Annotated in this window: 18 protein-coding genes; 6 read left to right on the plus strand and 12 right to left on the minus strand. The window is 42.8% G+C overall.

Going from position 1 to position 20,341, the window contains the following annotated elements:
- Nucleotides 1-174: 174 nt before the first annotated feature.
- The 3 genes from N8M93_RS04715 to N8M93_RS04725 form a co-directional block, all read right to left on the minus strand.
- A complete protein-coding gene (locus N8M93_RS04715; RefSeq protein WP_261130028.1) occupies nt 175-1,557 on the minus strand; it encodes an N-acetylmuramoyl-L-alanine amidase in 1,383 nt (460 codons plus the stop codon).
- Nucleotides 1,558-1,716: 159 nt separating this feature from the next.
- Entirely contained in the window at nt 1,717-1,881 is a 165-nt protein-coding gene (gene ytzI, locus N8M93_RS04720) for a YtzI protein (RefSeq protein WP_261130029.1), read from the minus strand.
- Nucleotides 1,882-1,965: 84 nt separating this feature from the next.
- Nucleotides 1,966-2,490, minus strand: a complete 525-nt coding sequence (locus tag N8M93_RS04725) for a hypothetical protein (RefSeq protein ID WP_261130030.1) — start codon at nt 2,488-2,490, stop codon at nt 1,966-1,968.
- Nucleotides 2,491-2,699: 209 nt separating this feature from the next.
- On the opposite strand from N8M93_RS04725, the gene N8M93_RS22780 reads away from it, so the two are divergent.
- A complete protein-coding gene (locus N8M93_RS22780) occupies nt 2,700-3,578 on the plus strand; it encodes a peptidoglycan-binding protein (protein WP_314728262.1) in 879 nt (292 codons plus the stop codon).
- Nucleotides 3,579-3,715: 137 nt separating this feature from the next.
- Here N8M93_RS22780 and N8M93_RS04740 read toward each other — a convergent pair whose 3' ends face one another.
- The gene (locus tag N8M93_RS04740) at nt 3,716-4,636 is read right to left on the minus strand and encodes a DNA-3-methyladenine glycosylase (protein ID WP_261130031.1); all 921 of its coding nucleotides are present in this window, start codon (nt 4,634-4,636) and stop codon (nt 3,716-3,718) included.
- 206 nt (nt 4,637-4,842) lie between these two features.
- Between N8M93_RS04740 and N8M93_RS04745 the strand changes: the two genes are divergently transcribed.
- Complete coding sequence (locus N8M93_RS04745) at nt 4,843-5,868, plus strand: acyltransferase family protein (RefSeq protein ID WP_261130033.1); 1,026 nt, start codon at nt 4,843-4,845, stop codon at nt 5,866-5,868.
- 349 nt (nt 5,869-6,217) lie between these two features.
- Here N8M93_RS04745 and N8M93_RS04750 read toward each other — a convergent pair whose 3' ends face one another.
- Nucleotides 6,218-7,942: a S8 family serine peptidase gene (locus N8M93_RS04750; protein WP_261130034.1), complete on the minus strand. Its 1,725-nt coding sequence runs from the start codon at nt 7,940-7,942 to the stop codon at nt 6,218-6,220.
- Between the two features lie 267 nt (nt 7,943-8,209).
- Here N8M93_RS04750 and N8M93_RS04755 point away from each other — a divergent pair, with 267 nt between their 5' ends.
- Nucleotides 8,210-9,589 (plus strand): Glu/Leu/Phe/Val dehydrogenase, encoded by a 1,380-nt coding sequence (locus tag N8M93_RS04755; RefSeq protein ID WP_261130036.1) that lies wholly within the window; start codon nt 8,210-8,212, stop codon nt 9,587-9,589.
- 245 nt (nt 9,590-9,834) lie between these two features.
- On the opposite strand, the gene hutG is transcribed toward N8M93_RS04755, so the two are convergent.
- The 4 genes from hutG to hutH are packed head-to-tail and all read right to left on the minus strand — an operon-like array spanning nt 9,835 to nt 15,251.
- Nucleotides 9,835-10,818 (minus strand): formimidoylglutamase, encoded by a 984-nt coding sequence (gene hutG, locus N8M93_RS04760; RefSeq protein ID WP_261130038.1) that lies wholly within the window; start codon nt 10,816-10,818, stop codon nt 9,835-9,837.
- Entirely contained in the window at nt 10,763-12,043 is a 1,281-nt protein-coding gene (gene hutI, locus N8M93_RS04765) for an imidazolonepropionase (RefSeq protein WP_261130040.1), read from the minus strand. Before hutI ends, hutG begins: the two co-directional genes overlap by 56 nt.
- A 2-nt stretch (nt 12,044-12,045) precedes the next feature.
- Nucleotides 12,046-13,722 (minus strand): urocanate hydratase, encoded by a 1,677-nt coding sequence (gene hutU / locus N8M93_RS04770; protein ID WP_261130041.1) that lies wholly within the window; start codon nt 13,720-13,722, stop codon nt 12,046-12,048.
- 23 nt (nt 13,723-13,745) lie between these two features.
- Nucleotides 13,746-15,251 (minus strand): histidine ammonia-lyase, encoded by a 1,506-nt coding sequence (hutH, locus tag N8M93_RS04775; protein WP_261130042.1) that lies wholly within the window; start codon nt 15,249-15,251, stop codon nt 13,746-13,748.
- Nucleotides 15,252-15,602: 351 nt separating this feature from the next.
- Between hutH and N8M93_RS04780 the strand changes: the two genes are divergently transcribed.
- Nucleotides 15,603-16,079 carry a hypothetical protein gene (locus N8M93_RS04780; RefSeq protein WP_261130043.1) on the plus strand — a complete coding sequence of 159 codons (477 nt, stop codon included), beginning with the start codon at nt 15,603-15,605 and terminating at the stop codon, nt 16,077-16,079.
- A gap of 417 nt (nt 16,080-16,496) precedes the next feature.
- Here the strand turns inward: N8M93_RS04780 and N8M93_RS04785 are convergent, their stop codons facing one another.
- Together N8M93_RS04785 and N8M93_RS04790 are read right to left on the minus strand one after the other, a co-directional pair.
- Nucleotides 16,497-17,231, minus strand: coding sequence for a C39 family peptidase (locus tag N8M93_RS04785; RefSeq protein ID WP_261130044.1), 735 nt, complete (start codon nt 17,229-17,231; stop codon nt 16,497-16,499).
- Between the two features lie 136 nt (nt 17,232-17,367).
- A complete protein-coding gene (locus tag N8M93_RS04790) occupies nt 17,368-17,598 on the minus strand; it encodes a hypothetical protein (protein ID WP_261130045.1) in 231 nt (76 codons plus the stop codon).
- Between the two features lie 819 nt (nt 17,599-18,417).
- Between N8M93_RS04790 and N8M93_RS04795 the strand changes: the two genes are divergently transcribed.
- Nucleotides 18,418-18,504 (plus strand): YjcZ family sporulation protein, encoded by an 87-nt coding sequence (locus tag N8M93_RS04795; RefSeq protein WP_261130282.1) that lies wholly within the window; start codon nt 18,418-18,420, stop codon nt 18,502-18,504.
- Nucleotides 18,505-18,662: 158 nt separating this feature from the next.
- Here N8M93_RS04795 and N8M93_RS04800 read toward each other — a convergent pair whose 3' ends face one another.
- Nucleotides 18,663-19,292 carry a hypothetical protein gene (locus N8M93_RS04800; RefSeq protein WP_261130046.1) on the minus strand — a complete coding sequence of 210 codons (630 nt, stop codon included), beginning with the start codon at nt 19,290-19,292 and terminating at the stop codon, nt 18,663-18,665.
- A 220-nt stretch (nt 19,293-19,512) separates the two neighbouring features.
- Between N8M93_RS04800 and N8M93_RS04805 the strand changes: the two genes are divergently transcribed.
- Nucleotides 19,513-20,304 (plus strand): CAP domain-containing protein, encoded by a 792-nt coding sequence (locus N8M93_RS04805; RefSeq protein ID WP_261130047.1) that lies wholly within the window; start codon nt 19,513-19,515, stop codon nt 20,302-20,304.
- The last annotated feature ends 37 nt before the right edge of the window (nt 20,305-20,341 follow it).

A 20,341-nucleotide genomic window follows, 5' to 3' on the forward strand; every position in this document is an offset into this window, starting at 1 on the left:
GCTCATGGTACAGGTATTTTACGGTGTAGCCCTCCACTCAGGGCTGCAATCCATCAGCCCATTCGCTTGTATCATTCCCTAAAACGATATTACCTCAAGCAATAGTGTTAGAAATTTACCGGAAAATCAAATGTTGATAAAAACGAAAAAAAGAGCTGTCCAAAAAGGCAGCTCCTAATCTAACTGTTGCTTTGTCTTTTCTAACAAGTCAAGCTGTTCATTGAGTTTGCTGACTTCGTAATCTAACATCTTATCATAGATACCAAGAATAAGTTGTCCATAATTGGTACCCGGTACAGCCCATTTTCCATTTAAAGCGACCCATGTCGGTGCCGATCCGCGCGCTACGAGATTGAACCGGGGATCTACTAGAGTCTCTCCATCTGGCAACCCAGCTTTTGAAGCATACGCATACAAGTGTTGGATATGCGCAGCCACTCCTTCTCGTGGCGTAGCGAAAGAAGCACCTGGTTCATCTGGTCCTGTTGCTCCGATTCCCGCATAGTTGTTCTGTTCTGGTTTCACGACACCTGTATATCTGAAATAATTCGTTTCATGCACCGCTTGAGCATATGCTGCGTCTCCTCGAAGCCCGTATTTCTTTCCAATTTCAATGTAAAGGGATGCAAGGTTCGGAGCATTCGGATTGATCCGTTTCACAAATGCCTGCAGATTGGAAGCTACCAGGACACTTGAGCCTTGAATAGTAAAACCTTTGATCGGATCTGGTTGTGACGGCTCTTCCGGATCGCTTTTTCCTTCCGTTACGATAAAAGCATCTTGGATCCCTATACGTTTCAAGGCTGCAACTCTGCCTTCAGCATTCTTTTTTTCTGAAAATGCCCCAGCTTGTACACGATAAAATTTAGTGCCATCGATCGTAATCGGATAAATATAAGCTTCAATTTTATTGTTCAAAAGGAACTGAGCCCGGTCTTTCGCATTTTCTTCCTCTTTAAAAGAGCCAGCAATGACCTTATATAAAGTGGCAGGGTCCGGGGCTGGTGCAGGTTTTTCCTTGAGGTTCAAGGCTTTGGCGATACCTATTGCAATCGCTTTGGAAACATCACGGACAAACTGATCATTTAGGATCAGTTTAAGATCATGTTCATTGTCCACGAACAAAACCTCCAACAACAATGCATTCATCCTTGTGTTCCGCAACACAAAGAAATTCGCCCTTTTCTGCCCACGATCGTTGACACCATATTTTTTTGCAGCAAACATGAACTCTTTGTGGACGACAGTCTGGATTTGTTTTGTACTGTCAGGGACAGTACCATTGAAAATATAGCTTTCGAACCCTCTTCCACCTGCAGCATTATGATGGATGGAACAGAAAAAGTCAGCTTTCTTATTATTTGCAAAGTCTGTCCTTTCTTTCAAAGCCATCGTTTTGTCAGTTGTTCTAGTCATGAGGATTTCTGCTTCATAAGACTTCAGAAGATGGTCTCTTACGAGAAGTGACACTTTCAGGTTAAAGTCTTTTTCTCTGTACTGCTTATAAACAGCACCTGTATCAGATCCTCCATGACCCGGATCTACAACAATTCTCATCAATTTTTCACCACTTTCAACAGATTATCACCCCTCACAAACAATATATTCCATTTCATGGAGATTGCTTGTACATCTATTTAGGTCCAGACCAAAATAAAAAGGTTGACTGCATTATACAGCCAACCTGATTTCAAAGATAATCATGGAATTAGTCATTTAATTATTCGGTTTTTCTTCGTCTTCCTCTTTTTCATCTATGTTAGGGTTGTTTTCCAATGGATCAATTGTATGTTTATAAGAATAACCCTTTGTTATTGCTGCCACGAAAAGAACCAAAACAACGATGATGATAAGAATTGAGACAAGTAATACTTTGAACATCTTGTACATCCCGTCCTTCCACTTATCACTTTACCATAGAATACATTGTGACAGCAGTAAAATATTGACGTTTTCAAAACAGAATCATTGTTTCCCGTATGTTGTGGTTACTCCCCAATAGTCTTCTGCAGTATTGTCATTCATAACCACATCAAGATCATGGAAAATCCGGTGGGAAATAAACAGTTCTTCGGTGGAGTTGGTCTTTAAAGCTTCTTCTATTCCTTCTGCAGCGCGCTCCATATCCTTCGCTAATGTACCTGTTGTTTCAGGTAAAAGGATGGTATTGATGTATTGGAGCTGTGAATGAAGTTCATCGTCTTTGCTCTTCGGATCGAACGTCCTCCATCCTCCCCACCCGAGCAATTCATTGAAATAAGCATGCATTTTTGCTACTTCTCTCGAAAACTCCTCTTCCTTCCCATTCACAAAGATTGTATCCTCAGAAACGACCCGGACCTCCCCATTATCTTTCGCATCAGCTAGAGTAATAGACTCATCATTTGCCTTTTTAAACATTTGAATACCTGCCCATCCTCCAGTTACAACTATGAAGATCACTGACACTGATATGATCATAACCAACTTTGATGGTCGTCTTACACTCATCGTGATAACCTCCCCGTTCGAATTTTACCTCTCCCTTTCGTAATGGATTTTCCTATATTTGGTGTATATGACAATCCTATCAGACACTTGTATTTTAAACGTAACCCCTTTGTAATTGCACTATTATTGTCATGTCATAATGTCCTTGTAGAATGTGCAATTGGGACGCAAAAAACACGTCTCTAACTTCAAAGGAGGGAAACTTCTATATGTTCAAAAAGGTAGTATTGACTGCTGCGGTAGCAGGATCAGCTGTACTTGCACCAGCAGCAACACAGGCGGCAGATGTAGAAACGCCACTAAAGAAGAATATGTGGCATGATGATATCCACACAGTTCAACAAGACCTGAAAGAATTAGGTTTTTTCGACTATGATAAAACAACCGGTTACTACGGTGATATCACGCATAAAGGTGTGAAAGGGTTCCAGCAGGAGTATGGTCTTGACCCTACAGGAACGATCGATCAAGAAACTGCCGATGTATTGAAAGAAGCAACAGAAATGATCGAACGCGGTGATCGCGGTAAAGCGGTTGAACATTTACAAGAACATCTGACCGAATTGAAGCTATATGACTATAAAGTAGATGGCATCTTCGGACCATTGACTGAAAAAGCTGTAACAGAATATCAAGAAAAGAATGATCTTCAAGTGGACGGTATTGCAGGTCCTCAAACAAAAACAGCCTTATTTGAATTGAGACAAGCCGCACAACCAGATAATGAAGTTGCAGCTGCTGAAAAAGAAACTTCTGAAACAAATGACAGTGGACAAGCGTCTGCTGACGATGAAGAACAAAAAACGCTCACAATGGAAGCGACAGCCTATACAGCAAACTGTGATGGTTGCTCTGGTGTAACAGCTACAGGAATCGACTTGAATGCCAACCCGAATCAAAAGGTCGTTGCTGTTGATCCAGACATCATCCCTCTTGGAACTGAGGTTTACGTTGAAGGATACGGTCGTGCTGTAGCAGGAGATACAGGTGGAGCGATCGACGGTAACAAGATCGATTTATACATGCAATCTGAAGAAGATGCAACAAACTTCGGAAAGCAACAAGTTGAAGTCACCATCTTGGATTAGTATGGATGAAGAGTTGACCTGAATGCAGGTCAACTCTTTTTCTGTTCCACTTAAAGAAAGTATAAAAATGCTTTCTTCAGTATAAGCGCAACTAATGGCTCAGCCTACGCCTAAGGCTTGGCTTTACCAAGTTTAATTTAAGGAGCTGTCTTCAGATACTGCCACATATAGAAAGTGATATAACTTTCCCAGGGATTCCAGTTCTCCTCCTCCGCCAACATACGTATTTCTTCTGTCTGCGGCTGCAAATCCACTTCATAAATCGACCTTACCGCATTTCGCAGACCGACATCTGCGGCTGGTAATACATCTGGTCGGTTTAAGCCGAATAACATTAAACATTCGATTGTCCATCTTCCAATTCCTCTAAATGGAAGTAATTCCTCGATGATTTCTTCATTCGAACTTGTCCATAAATGCTCGAGATCAATCCTTCCGGTTACAACGTTTCTGGCAAAATCAATAATGTATTCTGCTTTCCTTTGACTGAATGAGAGCTCGCGAAGCTGTTCGTATTCAAGTTCAGCCACAGCTTCTGGCCGAGGGAAAAGGTAAAGATCGACTCCATGCAATGGCCTGATATCACCTGCAAACCGAATGAAGCGTTCCTTTAGTGTAGCAGCAAATGTAAGGTTGATTTGTTGGCCAATGATCGTATCGACCATCACCTCGAACAAGTCAGGGTTGGACAGGATCCTCATTCCATGAAATTCACTGATCAACATCTCGATTTTTTCATTACCTTTGAAAGAACCGTAAAATTCCTCCAGCGAATTTCCTGCTCCGAACATTCTTGATAAATATTCTCTTATAGCTTGAGCTTCTTCCTTATCCTTCTTTTTTGTGTTTGTTACAATGGACACTCCATTTTCGCGATGTTCGATTTTCGCATCCAACAAGTATGGTTTCTCACCTAAATGGATCCATTTTAGGAAGCGATTCTCATCTTGGTCGATCACCATTGGTTTTAATGTTTCTGTGGTACGATGATGTCTTTTAAAGGTATGGCGAAACGAAAAAGGACCTTTAATCATTATTTCATTATATGTTTTTTCCATTTGTTACCGACCTTTCCATTACAATTGTTACAGTTTTTTCGGAGTTGTTAAAAGAGATTTACATACCTACATATACATGTGACAAATTCGAATAAATTAGGTGACATACGATTCATTCATAAACCGGCAGGGTATGTTAGACGTAGCACATACTACTTTTTATTATGTATTCTAGAAAAATATTTTGCACCTTGGAGGCCCTGGTTATGAGTAAACAAGGAACACGTGAATTCTATTTCGACAATGCGAAGTTCATATTGATTTTTCTCGTTGTATTCGGACATTTCATCAGTCCGCACAAAGGAGATAGTGAAGCATTATATACCATCTATACCTTTATTTATACCTTCCATATGCCGGCATTCATTTTAATCGGAGGCTTTTTCTCAAAGAGTATAAAAAAACCTGGATACTTGAAAAAGATATTCAAGAAGATCCTGATTCCTTATTTCATTTTCCAGCTTATCTATTTCGTACTCCATAGAATTTGGAATGGTAAAGAAACATTGACTTTATTCGATCCTTATTGGACATTATGGTTCTTATTGAGCATGGTTCTGTGGAATGTATTACTGCTTCTATTCGTCAAAATGAAGCATCCGGCAATCATGATGATCGTAGCAATGACAATCGGTATATTTGCAGGTTACATCCAAGATATCGGCACATATTTCAGTCTATCCAGAACTTTTGTATTCTTCCCGGTCTTCCTTGGCGGTTACCTGTTGAAAAAGGAACACTTTTACGCCATGTTGCGTCCTGAAAGAAGGATTGCAGCAGGCTTGATCTTAGTTGGAATGTTTGTCAGTTATTATTTCTTCTTCCCGCAAGAAGCGAAAGATTGGCTGCTGGCATCATCCTCTTATGAAGATTTAGGTGTGGAGCTAGGGCAAGCATGGTTCATCCGTATGTTGATGTATGGACTTATGGCTCTTGCTACATTCAGTTTCATGGCGATCGTTCCTAGAAGGAAGATGTTCTTTACACATCTAGGAACAAGAACCTTATATGTATATTTGTTACATGGATTCATCGTCAAACTGTTCGAGTTAACACCGTTTTATGATAAGGTCAGCGATTCTGGGAATTATTTCACATTATTGATATTGGCGGTTATCGTGACGTTGATAACGGCTTCAAAACCGATCATTACACTGGCACAACCTATGATCGAACTTAAAGCCAGTTTGATTCAACGATATATGGATCGAAAAACGGCAGATGCTTCCTAGCTTCGACAAATCCTCGCTATCACCTGGGAAATACTGTGATTTTTCGACACAAAAAGGGCGCCACTTTAAAAGTGGCGCCCTTTTTTCTTTAATGATTATTCAACTACTAGCATCGCTGTCATTTCATGGTGTCCTTCCCCACTTTGTTTGTGCTGGGTATCTACCCGAAGATTCATACCACATTGCTTACGGAGAGTGTACCTTTTCCATATTTCGCTTGCAGCTTCTTAAAATTGCAGGCGGTCAAATCATACGCTTCGTCCCAGGACACTAAGAAGACCTGATATTGTTTTTTGAGCCTAAACATAAAAAAGATAACCTGCCTAAACAAGTCATCTCTCATAATTATCTATTGATTGGAAGTCAGGTTCAGACTACTCGTTCCTGCACTCAAGTCTAAGTAGTAGGATCCGTCTCCAGAATAAGAGGAAACTTTGAGCGTGTAAGTTCCTGTCGTTGTCGGTTTGAATGTAAGCGTTTCTTGTCGTTCAGTACCTTCTGCCTTTGCTACCTGCTGACCTGATGGGTTGTAGAGATAGACATCGAAATCCGGATCACTTCCCCACCATAAGAATCCTGGCTGCCAATCTGGAATGATCAATGTTACAGCCGCTGGATAGTTCGTATTATCCACATTGAATTGATACGTATCTGCTGCACCAGATCCTCCTAGAGAATTCTGTTCAGCGAAATGATTCGGCTTCGCAATGTTTGTACCTGATAGATTACCAGCATCACTGATTGCTGCAAAACCATCCAGGAAACCATGTCCATAATCGACATCTTTACCTGCAGGACCCCAATCTTCAGCCGTATCGGCAATGATATTTTTCACCTGGTTCGGAGTAAGTGAAGGATTCGCTTCAAGCATCAAGGCGATCGTACCGGCAGTGAACGGAGTCGCCATGCTTGTTCCAGAATAGGTTACATAACCACTACCGCTGTTCGCCTCTGCCGCTGTCAAGTTATATCCTGGTGCAACGACATCAGGCTTGATGCGTCCATCTGCTGTTTCTCCACGGCTTGAAAAATAAGCCAGGAAATAGCCGCCTTCTCCAAGGTCAGCACCAGCACCTACTGTGATGACTTTTTCAGCAGCGCCTGGTGAACCTACGGTCTTTTTACTAGGTCCTGCATTTCCTGCAGCAACTGTTACTGCCAGTCCAGCATCCACTGCATTATTGACTGCCTGGGAGGTAGAATCGGTACCGTCCGAACTTGCTGATGTCCCTAGACTCAAGCTCAATACTTCGATACCATACACATCTTTATTTTCAACAGCCCATTCGATTCCAGCAGTTACTGTACTCATACTTCCGCTTCCCTGGCTGTCCAATACTTTGACACCAACTAAAGCAGCACCTGGTGCCACACCTTTATGTGTCGGGTTTCCATCCCCATCACCGGCTACTGTACTCGCCACATGCGTGCCATGACCTTGATCGTCATAAGGGGTTGTACGATTGTTGACAAGGTCTTTCCATCCGATGACTTTTCCTTCATCGAGATCGACGTGGCTTGCATCGATTCCTGTATCGATGACGGCTACCACCTGGTCATCCTTTGAATATGAATTGACATTTCCATCGCCATCTCCAGTCAATCCGTAATCTGCTCTTGCTTTTTCTGTTCCAAACCATGTATTTGCCGTTCCATTGAACGCCTTGACAGGAGCATCGTATTCAATCGATTTGACGAATGGAATGTTTTCCAATTTTTCGATTTGCTTTTTCGTCAAAGTTGCTGCTACTCCGTTGATCGTTTTATCGAATTTGAATGTCGTATCGAAATTTCCGACTTTCTTCATGATTGCTTCATGAGCCTTTTGGTTAGTCATCGAATTATCAAATTGGATGATGACCTCAACCTTATCTGAAGCCTTCTTTTCTGTAAGCATCGTCTCTAGATTGTCGAAGAGTTTGTTTTGGTTTTTGTTGACCATTGCAGGTGCAAAGTCAGGATTTTTCGCTTGTTGGAGCTTTTTATCTGCTTCTGCTCCGCTTGCGCCTCCTAAGGATGTAAATAACATACTTGTTGCTAATACTGCTGATGCGACCACATGCTTCTTTTTCATTCCCTTTCCTCCCTCAATTTTTGTTGCATTTTAGAACTATTTTGATTTTTCTGTAGTTTAATCGTATTACATTCGACCTAGGATATAATGAGGAATAAGGGGGGTTTAACTGATTTTCAAAACTATGTAAAATGTAGGATTTATTTCAATTCCCCTGTTTTAAGAACAGGTATGACCCACCTTTTCAGGGAAGTGTTTATCTTTTTATATGATGGGAAAAGATTGATATACTTTATATAGCCAAACATTTGATAGGAGGTTTTCTATATGGCAAGCCAGACCGGATCAATTGTCCAACACTCATTAGATGCATTACTGGAAGACGAGACCTTTTTACCAGATTTGAAGGAACAGGATAGAGAACAAGCTTTCACTTCTCTTACTGCGATTCTTTCAACACCGAACCATATACATAAGTCGTTTCTACGTATTGCATTAGAGAACGGGAAAGTGGTACGGATCCCATCATTTCGGGTCCAACACAACAATACGTTAGGTCCTTATAAAGGCGGGATCCGTTTCCATGAGTCTGTCAATGAAGATGAAGTCACGAACCTTGCTTCACTCATGACATTGAAGAACGCCCTTCATGAAGTCCCCTTCGGCGGCGGAAAAGGCGGGGTCATCCTTAACCCAAGAAATTATTCAGTCAAAGAACTGCATCAAATCTGTAAAAAATATGTGCATTATTTCAGCGACATTTTAGGTCCAGATAAAGATATCCCAGCACCAGACATGGGGACGGGTGATCGTGAAATGGATTGGATGATGGCTGAATATAAGAGCATCCGCCCTGGTGCGACCTACAGGGGAAGTTTTACTGGAAAAAGTATCATCAATGGTGGTTCCCTCGGAAGAAGAGAAGCTACGGGTAAAGGGGTTTATTTCACCTTCCGTTACATGTTGTCGGATTTCATGAAAGAAAACAGGGAATGGCTTGATGCCCAGGAGAACCCTTTTGCACATACAGCACTGGATCAGGAAGGGAAACCTTTGAAGATGGCCGTACAGGGATTCGGAAATGTCGGCTCAGTTGCTGCTCTTGAGGCTCATCGATGCTCATATTTGAATAACAAAATCGTAGCCGTCAGTGATCGCAACGTCACGTTGTATAATCCTCAAGGTCTTGATATCCCTGCACTTGTCGAATTTACCGCTAATAATGAGGGAGATCTGCCGACTACTGAAGCTGAGTTGAATGGATTGGAAATGAAAGCGGATATCCTCGACCGTGAAAAGGTACTCTATCTGGATGTTGATGTCCTGGTCCTTGCAGCACTCGAAGACCAGATCCATAAAGACAATGTAGAACAGGTCAAAGCAAAGATTGTCGTTGAAGGTGCCAACGCTCCTGTTACAGGTGAAGCAGATGAATATTTAGCAAACAATGGTGTCATCATCGTCCCTGATATCCTTGCAAATGCTGGAGGAGTGATTGTTTCCTATTTCGAATGGCTTCAAGGCCGCGAAACACAGTTCTATAGTGAACAGCAGGTGTTCGATATGCTCTTTGAAAAAATGCAATCAACAATGGATACCATTTTGCCTCAATTTTTCGGAGATCCTTTCCCTCTCAGGCAAAATTGCTACATCCAGGCCGTCATGAAGCTATCAACGGTACTGTTCCGACAAGGGAAGTTGTATTGATCGAGTCAACGGCAAAAGCGACTTTGATCAATAGAATAACCCGGACAATTTGTCCGGGTTTTCTTTATTGAGCAATATATGAAGGTTCCGCTTCGTCAACATCCTTCGCTTTCCGCGGGCACGGACTCAGCCTCCTCAGAAAGCACAGACCGCTTTCTTCCGGGGTCTTCGACTCGTGCTGTTCCCGTAGGAGTCTACGGATGTTGTCTACGCTCTTTTCTGTTGGCAGTTATAGCTTTGTTTTCTTATACCCGATGAAGCATGAAAGTCAGGATGATGAATGCTGCCAGTTTACTGGTCATGTTCCGGAAATCTACCGTTGGATCAATCTCGACGATATCCATCCCCTGGACTATCGGCTCTTTTGCAAGCATTTCGATCCCCTCTAGTAAACAATCACTCGTCATTCCACCTGGCCCTACTGCCGGACAACCCGGTGCAAAGGCCTGATCAAGCACATCCATATCCAGTGAAACATAGATGACATCAACTTTATCTTTTAGTTGATTGATAGATTGGCGTAAAATTTCCGTCATGCTTTTTTCGCGTACATCTTTCATCGTATGGATCGTAACACTATGTTCCTTGCCATATTCATGATAAGGCTGGCTATTTGAAAAGTTGCGGATTCCGATCTGTACCAAGTGCTCCCCTTTAATAACCCCTTCTTCAATAAGCGCACGGAATGGCGTACCGTTACCAGTCCCTCCATCCTCACGATTTCGAAGATCATGATGTGCGTCGAATTGGATGATCCCTGCTTTTTTCCAGTTCGCGGAAAACGCTCTGATGCTTGGATAACTGATTGAATGATCGCCGCCTAATACGATTGGAAACATAGTCGGCTGATCTGTCAATATGCTGGAAAAAGTTTGATAGATTCGATCATGTGATGCAGGAATATCCGTCAGATGCATTTCTATATCTCCAAAATCGGTGATCGTCTCCTCTGCCAGGTCCTTTTCTTGCTCAATCGCATAGGTCGATAGTGCTGAAAACATCTGCCGGATCACACCTGGTGTTTGGGAAGCTCCAGATAGACTGATTGAAGGCTTCGATAAAGGAACTCCTAAAAGACCGATTCCGCTCACCAGGCTTTCTCCATCCCATTCACGGACGATTTCATGTGCTTTTATGACTTGAGAATCTGTAAATCCTGCTTCTCCAGCTTTTTTAAGATACGGAAACTTTGCCAACTCGCTCTCCCCTTTCGAAGAGCGTTTCCCCATTCTTCAACACTGTCCTGACATGATTCACGCCATAATGATAAGGAAGATAGAGATAGTTGGGAGCATCCCAGATCACCATGTCTGCATGACGTCCTTCTTCAATTTTCCCAGCCTGTTCACCACGACCGATGGCATAAGCTGCATTTACCGTTACCGCATTCCAAATTTCTTCCGGTGTCATTTTCAATTTCAATGCCGCCAGATTCATGATGAACTGGAGATTTTCGGTCGGAGAGCTTCCAGGATTGAAATCTGTCGCAAGCGCTACAGCCGCGTTCGCTTCGATCATCTCCCGCGCTTTTGCGAATTCATTTTTATTCAGGTAAAAGGTCGTTCCTGGTAAAAGCACTGCAATCGTGTTTGATGTCCCTAATTGACGTATTCCCTCTTCCGATGCCCCCACTAAATGATCAGCTGATATCGCGCCTACTTCGCAAGCCATTTCAGTTCCGCCTAAAGGATCGATTTCATCAGCGTGGATTTTGACGTCAAAGCCCATTTCCTTTGCTTTCCGAAGATACTGTCGAGACTCTTCCACAGTAAAGACGCCTGTTTCACAGAAAATATCAACGAAGCTTGCCAGATCTTGTTCTTTTACGGTTTCCATGACTTTGATCATCTCATCCAGAAACGCTTCAGACTTCCCTTTATATTCATTCGGGATCGCATGCGCGCCTAGATATGTCGATACGATGTCTGTCTTCTGGCTTTCCTGGAGCCGTTTGAGGACCAGAAGCTGCTTGATCTCTGTTTCTGCATCCAGCCCATAGCCGCTTTTCGCTTCCATCGTCGTAATTCCGTAACTTTGCATCCGTTCCAAATGGAAGACGGCTCTTTCATAAAGCGTTTCCTCATCCGTCTCACGAGTTGCCTTGACAGTCGATAAAATACCTCCACCCTGTTTCAGGATTTCCAGGTAGGGTACGCCCTGCTGTTTAAGGGCGAGTTCATGCTCGCGTGATCCCCCGAACACAAGATGGGTGTGTGGATCGACTAAACCTGGTGTTACAAGTTTCCCTTCACAATCGATCTCTTCTGCTGCTTCAATAGATGGAGCCTGATCAGCTTGGCCAGCGTAGACGAACTTCCCATCTTTCACGGCTACGACAGCCTTTTCGATCAACCCGATCTGTTTCATCGCTTCACCTTTACGGATGCCTTCTTCTCCTTGCATCGTCAATAATTGACCGATATTCTTCAAAAGTAAATCTGCATTCAATGTCATGTTTATACCCCACTCCTTCCGCTCACATTACGCTTATCCAGCATCGGGATTCGGACACCCTTCTCTTTTGCTGTCTTGATTGCTAAATCATAACCTGCATCTGCATGTCTTACCACGCCCATACCAGGGTCAGACGTTAAGACGCGTTCCAGTCTTTCAGCTGCTTCCTTCGTACCGTCCGCAACGATGACCATCCCGGCATGCTGTGAATATCCCATCCCTACACCACCACCATGATGGACAGATACCCAGCTTGCCCCGTTGACGCCATTGATCAACGCATTCAAGATCGGCCAATCGCTGATGGCATCACTGCCGTCTTTCATCGCTTCCGTTTCCCTGTTCGGGGAGGCGACTGAACCACAGTCGAGGTGATCACGACCGATGACGATCGGAGCACTCACTTTACCGCTTTCAACCATGTCATTGATGATTTTCCCAAGTTTAGCACGATCCCCGTAACCTAGCCAGCAGATACGAGACGGAAGCCCCTGGAACGCGACTTTCTCCTGTGCCATTTTGATCCATTTGCACAAATGTTCATCATGTGCGAATTCCTTGAGGATCACTTCGTCAATAGCATAGATGTCTTCAGGATCACCTGAGAGGGCTGCCCAACGGAATGGTCCTTTTCCTTCACAGAACATCGGTCGGATGAAGGCTGGTACGAATCCTGGGAAATCGAATGCATTTTCGTATCCTTCATCTTTTGCAACTTGACGGATATTGTTTCCGTAGTCAAAAACGACCGCCCCTGCCTTTTGCAGGTCAACCATCGCTTCCACATGTTGCTTGATGCTTTCTTTTGATTTTGAGATATATGTTTCCTGGTCCCGTTTCCGTAATTCTTCGCCCTCTTCTAGAGTGAATCCAATTGGCAGATATCCATTCAAAACATCATGGGCAGAAGTCTGGTCGGTCACAAGATCTGGAATTTCGCCACGTCTAACTAGCTCAGGTAAAATGTCTGCCGCATTTCCAAGCAGAGCAATCGAAAGCGGTTCTTTTTTGGCCATTGCTTCTTTTGCCAATTTCAATGCTTCATCAAGTGTCTCCGCTTTCGTATCACAATACCTCGTTTCAATTCTGCGTTGGATTCGATGCGGGTCACATTCGATCGCAATGACGACTCCATCATTCATTGTGACTGCAAGCGGCTGGGCGCCACCCATTCCACCTAGTCCCGCAGTTACGGTCAAAGTGCCAGCGAGGGTTCCGCCAAAATGCTTTCTTGCTGCCTCCGCGAAAGTTTCATACGTTCCTTGTAAAATACCCTGAGTTCCGATGTAGATCCAGCTTCCGGCTGTCATTTGTCCATACATCATCAGCCCTTTTTTCTCGAGATCCCGGAATGTTTCCCAATTCGACCAGGCTGGTACGAGGTTGGAGTTAGCAATCAACACGCGGGGTGCGTTTTCGTGTGACTTGAATATTGCGATCGGCTTTCCGGATTGCACCATCAACGTTTCGTCGTTTTCCAGATCCTTAAGTGATTCCACAATCGCATCAAAGCTTTCCCAATTTCGTGCAGCTTTTCCGATCCCTCCATAAACGACGAGTTCTTCTGGTTTTTCTGCCACGTCAGGGTCCAGATTGTTCATCAGCATTCGTAAAGCGGCTTCCTGGACCCACCCTTTCGTATTCAGTGTCGTTCCTCTAGGCGCTTTGATTTTTGTCATTTAAAAACCCTCCATTTCGGAATTTATTGTTCGATTAAAATGCCCAGCCAATCAGCTTCCTTCAAATCCTGTGACAGCTTTTCGATGTCTTTGGCGAATACACGGTCTCCGGTAATGCTCGGGGCGATTTCTCTTCCCCTGTCAAACCCTTTCCGCGTCCGCTGCGCCATCCTTTCAACTCCTCTATATTCTACTGCTTGCATTGCGCAAAACCATTCGATCGCAAGCACATTCCGCGTGTTTTGGATGACCTGGTAAGCGTGGCGTGAACCGATCGTTCCCATGCTTACGTGATCTTCTTGATTCGCAGATGAAGGAATCGAGTCCACGCTTGCTGGGTGTGCCAGCGTTTTGTTTTCTGAAACAAGTGAAGCAGCCGAATATTGGAGGATCATCGCACCGGATTCCACTCCAGGATCCGCCGATAAGAACGCCGGGAGATCATTCAGCTGTGGATTGACCATCCTCTCGATGCGTCGCTCGGAAATGTTCGCAAGTTCAGCGATGGCTATGCTTAATAAATCCATGGCAATCGCAATCGGTTGCCCGTGGAAGTTTCCTCCGGATATCACTTTGTTCCCGTAATCGAAAATCAAAGGATTATCCGTTGCAGCATTGATTTCAATCTCAAGCTTTTCTTTTACATAGTTCAACGCCTGCCATGTAGCGCCATGGACTTGAGGGATACATCTCAATGAATAAGCGTCCTGTACCCTTACTTCCCCTTGCTTTGTCGAAAGCTTGCTTTGTTTGATATACATCCTGATCCGCTGTGCCACACCGACCTGTTCGGGATATCCTCTCGCTTGATGGATTTCTTCCTCAAACGCATCGGTTATTCCTCTCAGCCCTTCTAATGTCATTGCTGCAATCAGTTCACTTTGATAGGCCAGTTTTTCCGCCTCCAGATAAGCGACTACTCCCATGGCAGTCATCGCTTGTGTCCCATTGATCAAAGCGAGACCTTCCTTCGCACTCAGCACGAGCGGAATCAGGTTTTCACATTGTAATGCTTCTTCTCCACTCACTCTTTTTCCTCTATAAAAAGCTTCTCCTTCACCGATGAGTACAAGCGCCAAATGTGATAATGGCGCAAGATCGCCGCTTGCTCCCAGCGAGCCTTGCTGTGGAACGATTGGATGGATCCCCCTATTGATACAGTCAATCAATAAATTGATGACTTCAACACGAACCCCGGAATAACCCTTCAATAAAGCGTTCGTCCTTAAAAGGAGCATCGCCCTGCTGACGACCTCTGGAAATGGCTCCCCCACACCACAGGCATGACTTCTGATCAAATTGAGCTGAAGCGCTTCAACCTTCGACTGATCGATCCACACATCACTCATTTTTCCGAAGCCGGTCGTGATTCCATACACAACTTCATTATTGGACACGATCTTTTCAACGGATTTACGGCTCACTTTAACATTCTCCAAACTTTCGGCTGATGCTTGAACCTGTTCCTCTTCAAATAACACATGATAGATTTCTTTTAATGTCAACGTATTCCCTGTCAATGTGATCATTCGATCTCCCCCTTCCTATTGCACTACCAATTTAGCGAGATAAAATCCAATCAAAAAAAGCCGCTGATCCGATTTTTCAATCGATCAACGGCTTCCTGCATACTATTGATTTTATTGGAATTTGAATCCGATGCAAAATTAAATCTCGCATTTTGGCCAACTTCTTTCATAATTTTCGTAATTCAATAATAATATTTTTAGTGTAAACGGTTTCTCGTTCCTTTGTCAATGACAAGTCGAAAATGGACAAGTTGTCTTCAGACTCTATTAAACTTCCAATCCCATGTATAAAAAAGCCGTAATGTGGAAATTCTGTTGATACTTAAACGAAAAACCGAGGGGGAAACGGGAATGATCGAATCTCAACGAGTGCTCGTCCAATGTACGATGCTTCGTCAACCGACATTACAAGAATCTGCCGCTGACTTTTTTGTAGGCTTTGATAGTGAAAACACTCCGTATTTATTTTTACCTACTTCACATGGTGTCCTTGAAGAACATGAGCTTTATGCCGTCCCTGTATTGATGAGGAAAAAAGAGGCATCCCTGTACTTACTGGATGATACGATTCTGGCTGTCGATTTGAATGATATGATCGAGTTCCACTGCGACCTCACTTACTACTTCGGACCTGAATATAACATGTTGAAAAAATATTTGAAGAGCACTGAATACCGGTCATATGTAATGTGGAGCAATGGCATCCGCCAAGACCAGATCAACGAGCTTTTGGATTCTTATACCGCGGCGAAATCAGAAGAACTCCGACAGTCGATCAGGGAAAAATTAAGCCGCTATAGTGGACAAACCAGTAAAGGAATGAAATAGCAGTTATCGAAAACCGCCCATGCTTTTCAGGGCGGTTTTTTACTTAATTGCCCTTTTCTAAAAGGTTGTTGCTTTTAAGTCATTAATTCTGTGCAAGTTGATTGGAGAGCGAGGTGCGGGACTCCTCGAAAATGAAAATCGCATTTTCTTCGTGCGATGTAACGCTGCCGAAGCTTTCCTTGTCCTGCGAAATCAGCGTGCCTACTACCTGAATAATCTACTCGCAAGGCATGCGACGAGGAAGCTCGCTTCGACAGGACTTTCTTGTAGACGCAGGAGCACAAATGCTTCCTTGAAAAGGCAGTTTACGAAAACAGCCTACATAAAATTATCTCCCATGGCACATATGCACGTATCTGGGATGGTGGCACCCCCATGAACGCTTCAAAAAGTGACCATGAAGAATCACTCTTCAGGTCACTTATAGGAAATTGCATGGCGTCCCATCTGTTCCCATCCTTTTTGGAATTGGGCTTTTGGGACTTTCCGGTTTTTCATACCAGCCAAAGGATCGTTGAAATAGATATTTTGTTCATCGTAGCCAGTGATCAAAACCGAATGTTCTTTATAGGTGATTTTCATTGTTCCTTGAGGAGTCTGCCATTGGACCCAATATTTTTCTGGCACCTTGGAGAACCAGGTATTATTGATGACCCATACAGGCTTTTCTTGTTCAACATGCTGGATGACTTCCTCAAAATCCGATCCTGTAAGATCCACTACTCTCCCTGGGAGATATCGTTTAGCTAAATCAGAGATCGGCTTTGAATATACACCTAAACCTGGTTTGTTCATATCATACATATTTCCGACAAAACCTTGATTTGGATTGCCGAAATAGGTTATTCCATTTTTTCTTTGATATGGTGTAGGGTCTTTTTTGACCTCTTTTGCAAGGGTCATTTTATCAACATTTACTCCTGCATGTCGTAATAACATTGCAAGGCTGGTGACTTCACATCCTCTTGGTAATTCAGGTAACTGTTTGATTAAAGGAACCTGCAGCAGGACCTTTTCTTTTTTGATTTCTTCAACAGTTAGAATTTCATTAAATGAGGAAGTCGCCTTTTTCGGTTGCTCTGAAATCGCAACGGAATTGCCGCACCCTGCAACGAACATTGCACATGCGATCACAGCGGTGAATTTCCTCATTATCATACCCCATTTTCTAGGGATGTATGATTAGGTTGACCAAGTTCATATACAAAAACCGTATGATTTTTTGGTAATTCAGGGGTCTAGAACGTATAGCTTGCTTCTTTTTGCAAAAAATAAAAACAGCCTATATTCAGGCTGTTTCTTCAAAGTCCGATCGTTCTTTTTTATATGAACCCATGCCATATGTAATCGAACTTACACCGATAATCGCAAGCATGAATGAAAGGATATATGGAACCGAATAGAAGAAAAGTGTGGATTGAGCTTCATGGATCTTCGTTGAACTTAAAAGCGTATCCCACCAGTTGAAACCGACTACACTGACCAAAATCAGTATGATACCACTTATAATTTGTTTCATGTGTTAAGCTCCCCTTTGCAATAAATATGTTGGTATAAGCAACTATATCCTTTTAAGTTGAAAACAAAACATTTATTGTCGAAAGGGGTGTAAAGTCCTATTATTCGTTATATTGATATAGCGCTTTAGTCGCATGAGATTTTATTGCCAATTTTTTTCATTGGTGTTAATTTTTCAATAAGGCTGTTTTCACAAACTTTGTTGCTCTTGCACTTAAAGAAAGTATAAGCGCAACTAAGGGTCGACCTACAAAAGGCTTGGTCTCGCCAAGTTTTCTTTAAAAGTCGTTGATTTCCGCTCCAGGATGCTCGCTTTCCGCGGGGCGTGCGGTGAGCCCATTCGTCGCATTGCGACACTGAATGGTCTCACCTGTCCCACTGATCCCGCAGGAGTCTCGCACCTTGCTCTCCAATCAACTTGCACACGGTGTTTTTTAAAAAATGACTCAAAAGCAACAATCTTTTAGAAAAGAGCCTTCAATAATATTTTATGTTTTTATACGGACAATACATCCGGTTTTTTGTGCCAGACTGGTCGTATGAAGTGTTCATACGGACACTCAGCATAGTCTTTCTCACCTAAGTGGTCGTATGAAGCTTTCATACGGACACGCCATCCAATTTTTCAGAGCAGACTGGTCGTATGTCTCAGGCCAGCTTATTGACATTAATTTCGTAAAAAAAAAACGAAAAAAATCCTTCGAAATCATAAAATTCCATATTTGTCCTAATGCACTTGTCCATACCAAGTGTGTTAACGAGCATATTGTATTAGTGTGAGGAATCTCTCACTGGAGCAGTGTTCGAAGGGGGTATTAGCATGAGTCACTCTTACGGTACTGGATTATCCATAATCTTAGTATTGTTCATCTTGCTAATTATTGTAGGTACAGCGTTTGTATATTAAACCTAATTGTACTTCCCCTAATCCTAAATAGTTAATTACGAACGCTTTATGTAATTACTATTACCCTTCCAATCTTGTACGGAGTAAAAGCCACAACATCCCCCCTGTTGTGGCTTATTTTTTTTCAAAAAAATACACCATCACTCACTGGCTTAAAATCACGCCTTTGATTTCACTTCTTCCTGAAACCACTCTGGCATCTTTCCATAATTGTTCACATAGTCGAGGTCTTCCTGTAATTCATCAAGCATCAGTTTTACATCCTGCCGTACACCGATCGCTTGCAACTGCAATGTTTGCCGGTCTTGATTCGTCAAATAATCCTGACAAGCTTCTGTATAAGAAAGATGAACGTCGTGTATGTACTCTTCGATTTCAAAGACCTGTTGCATCAATAGCAACATTTCAATACGATAACGCCGGAACTCATCCTTTTTTATTTTCAAATGCTGTTTTGCGGCCATCACTTCACGATCCAAACCTTTTTTCAAAGGTTCCATCCATTCGTTCAGCCTTTCTTTTTGCTCGCGTGACAGGTGAGATGTCTCTTCAAGCACATCACCAAGCTCTTTTGTCAGGTCTTGAATTTCTGAACGTAACGAGGAAACGTTTTCATTGTTATACCGATCAACCGTACCCTTGCCTCCGAAATTCCCAAGCAGATCCTCATACTTTTGAAGCATCTCCTCTTTTTCTTCCTCTAAGTCATCCTGCTCTATCTTTAAACGTTGTAATTGTTCTTCATATTGTTTTTTCAGTTGGTTATACTTTTCTAATTCTGGATACAAAACGAACTCCTCCTTAATTTCCCGCTCATCCCTCATAGTATTCGAAAACAAATCACGGTTTTCGCTATCAAGTTCCAAGTTTTCATCAACCAATTATTATAGCCCATATGACCGCAACCTAAACCTTTTATGATTTCCAATTAATTCCTAACCCCCATCAAATAGTTTCATAGTCGAAATGTGTCTATGTAACTATAAAAAATTTAGGAGGTAGGAAAAATTGTTCAAAAAACTTCTTATTACTTCTTTACTATCTGCATCCATTTTTGGGGTTAACGCAGGCATTGGTCAAGCATCCACAGGTGCTGAACAACCTCAAGTACATGTGAAAAAACAAGTTGTTCTTGGTCAGGTCGATCAGAACAAAGTGCAAGAATACATTCAAAACTGCTTGAAGGGTAAAGAGCTTGACCCAGCACTTCAAGAAAAAATCCAAGAAGCGTTGAAGAAAGCACAAAACCAACAAGGTGAGCAAAAACAGGAAGCTCCAAAACAAGAGCAACCTAAAGCTGAAGAGCCAGCTCCAAAAGAAGAAGCGGCTCCTGCTCCTGAGCAAAAGGCAACTCCACAAGAGCAGCCAAATAATGAACAACAAAAATCTGAACAGCCTGCTGCAGAAGGTGAATTCCAACTTACTGCTGATGAGCAGCAAATGGTTGACCTTGTGAACCAGGAACGTGAAAAAGCTGGACTGAAACCATTGGAAGTCGATCCAGAATTGACAAAAATGGCACGTGCAAAATCAAAAGATATGATCGACAACAACTACTTCAGCCATGATTCACCAACATATGGTTCTCCATTCGATATGATGAAGCAATTCGGCATCGAATATAACACTGCAGGTGAAAACATTGCTGGGAACAGTTCAGTAGAAGGTGCACATACTTCCCTCATGAACTCTGATGGACACCGTAAAAACATTCTTGGCAGCCAATACACAAAAATTGGTATCGGAATCGTTGACGGTGGCCAATATGGTAAAATGTTCTCTCAAGAATTCACTGGTTAATTAAATTATGAAAGAGAAAGAAAGCATCAGCCAATTC

This window comes from Bacillus sp. Marseille-Q3570 (genome assembly GCF_946151055.1).
Lineage (GTDB): Bacteria > Bacillota > Bacilli > Bacillales > Fictibacillaceae > Pseudalkalibacillus.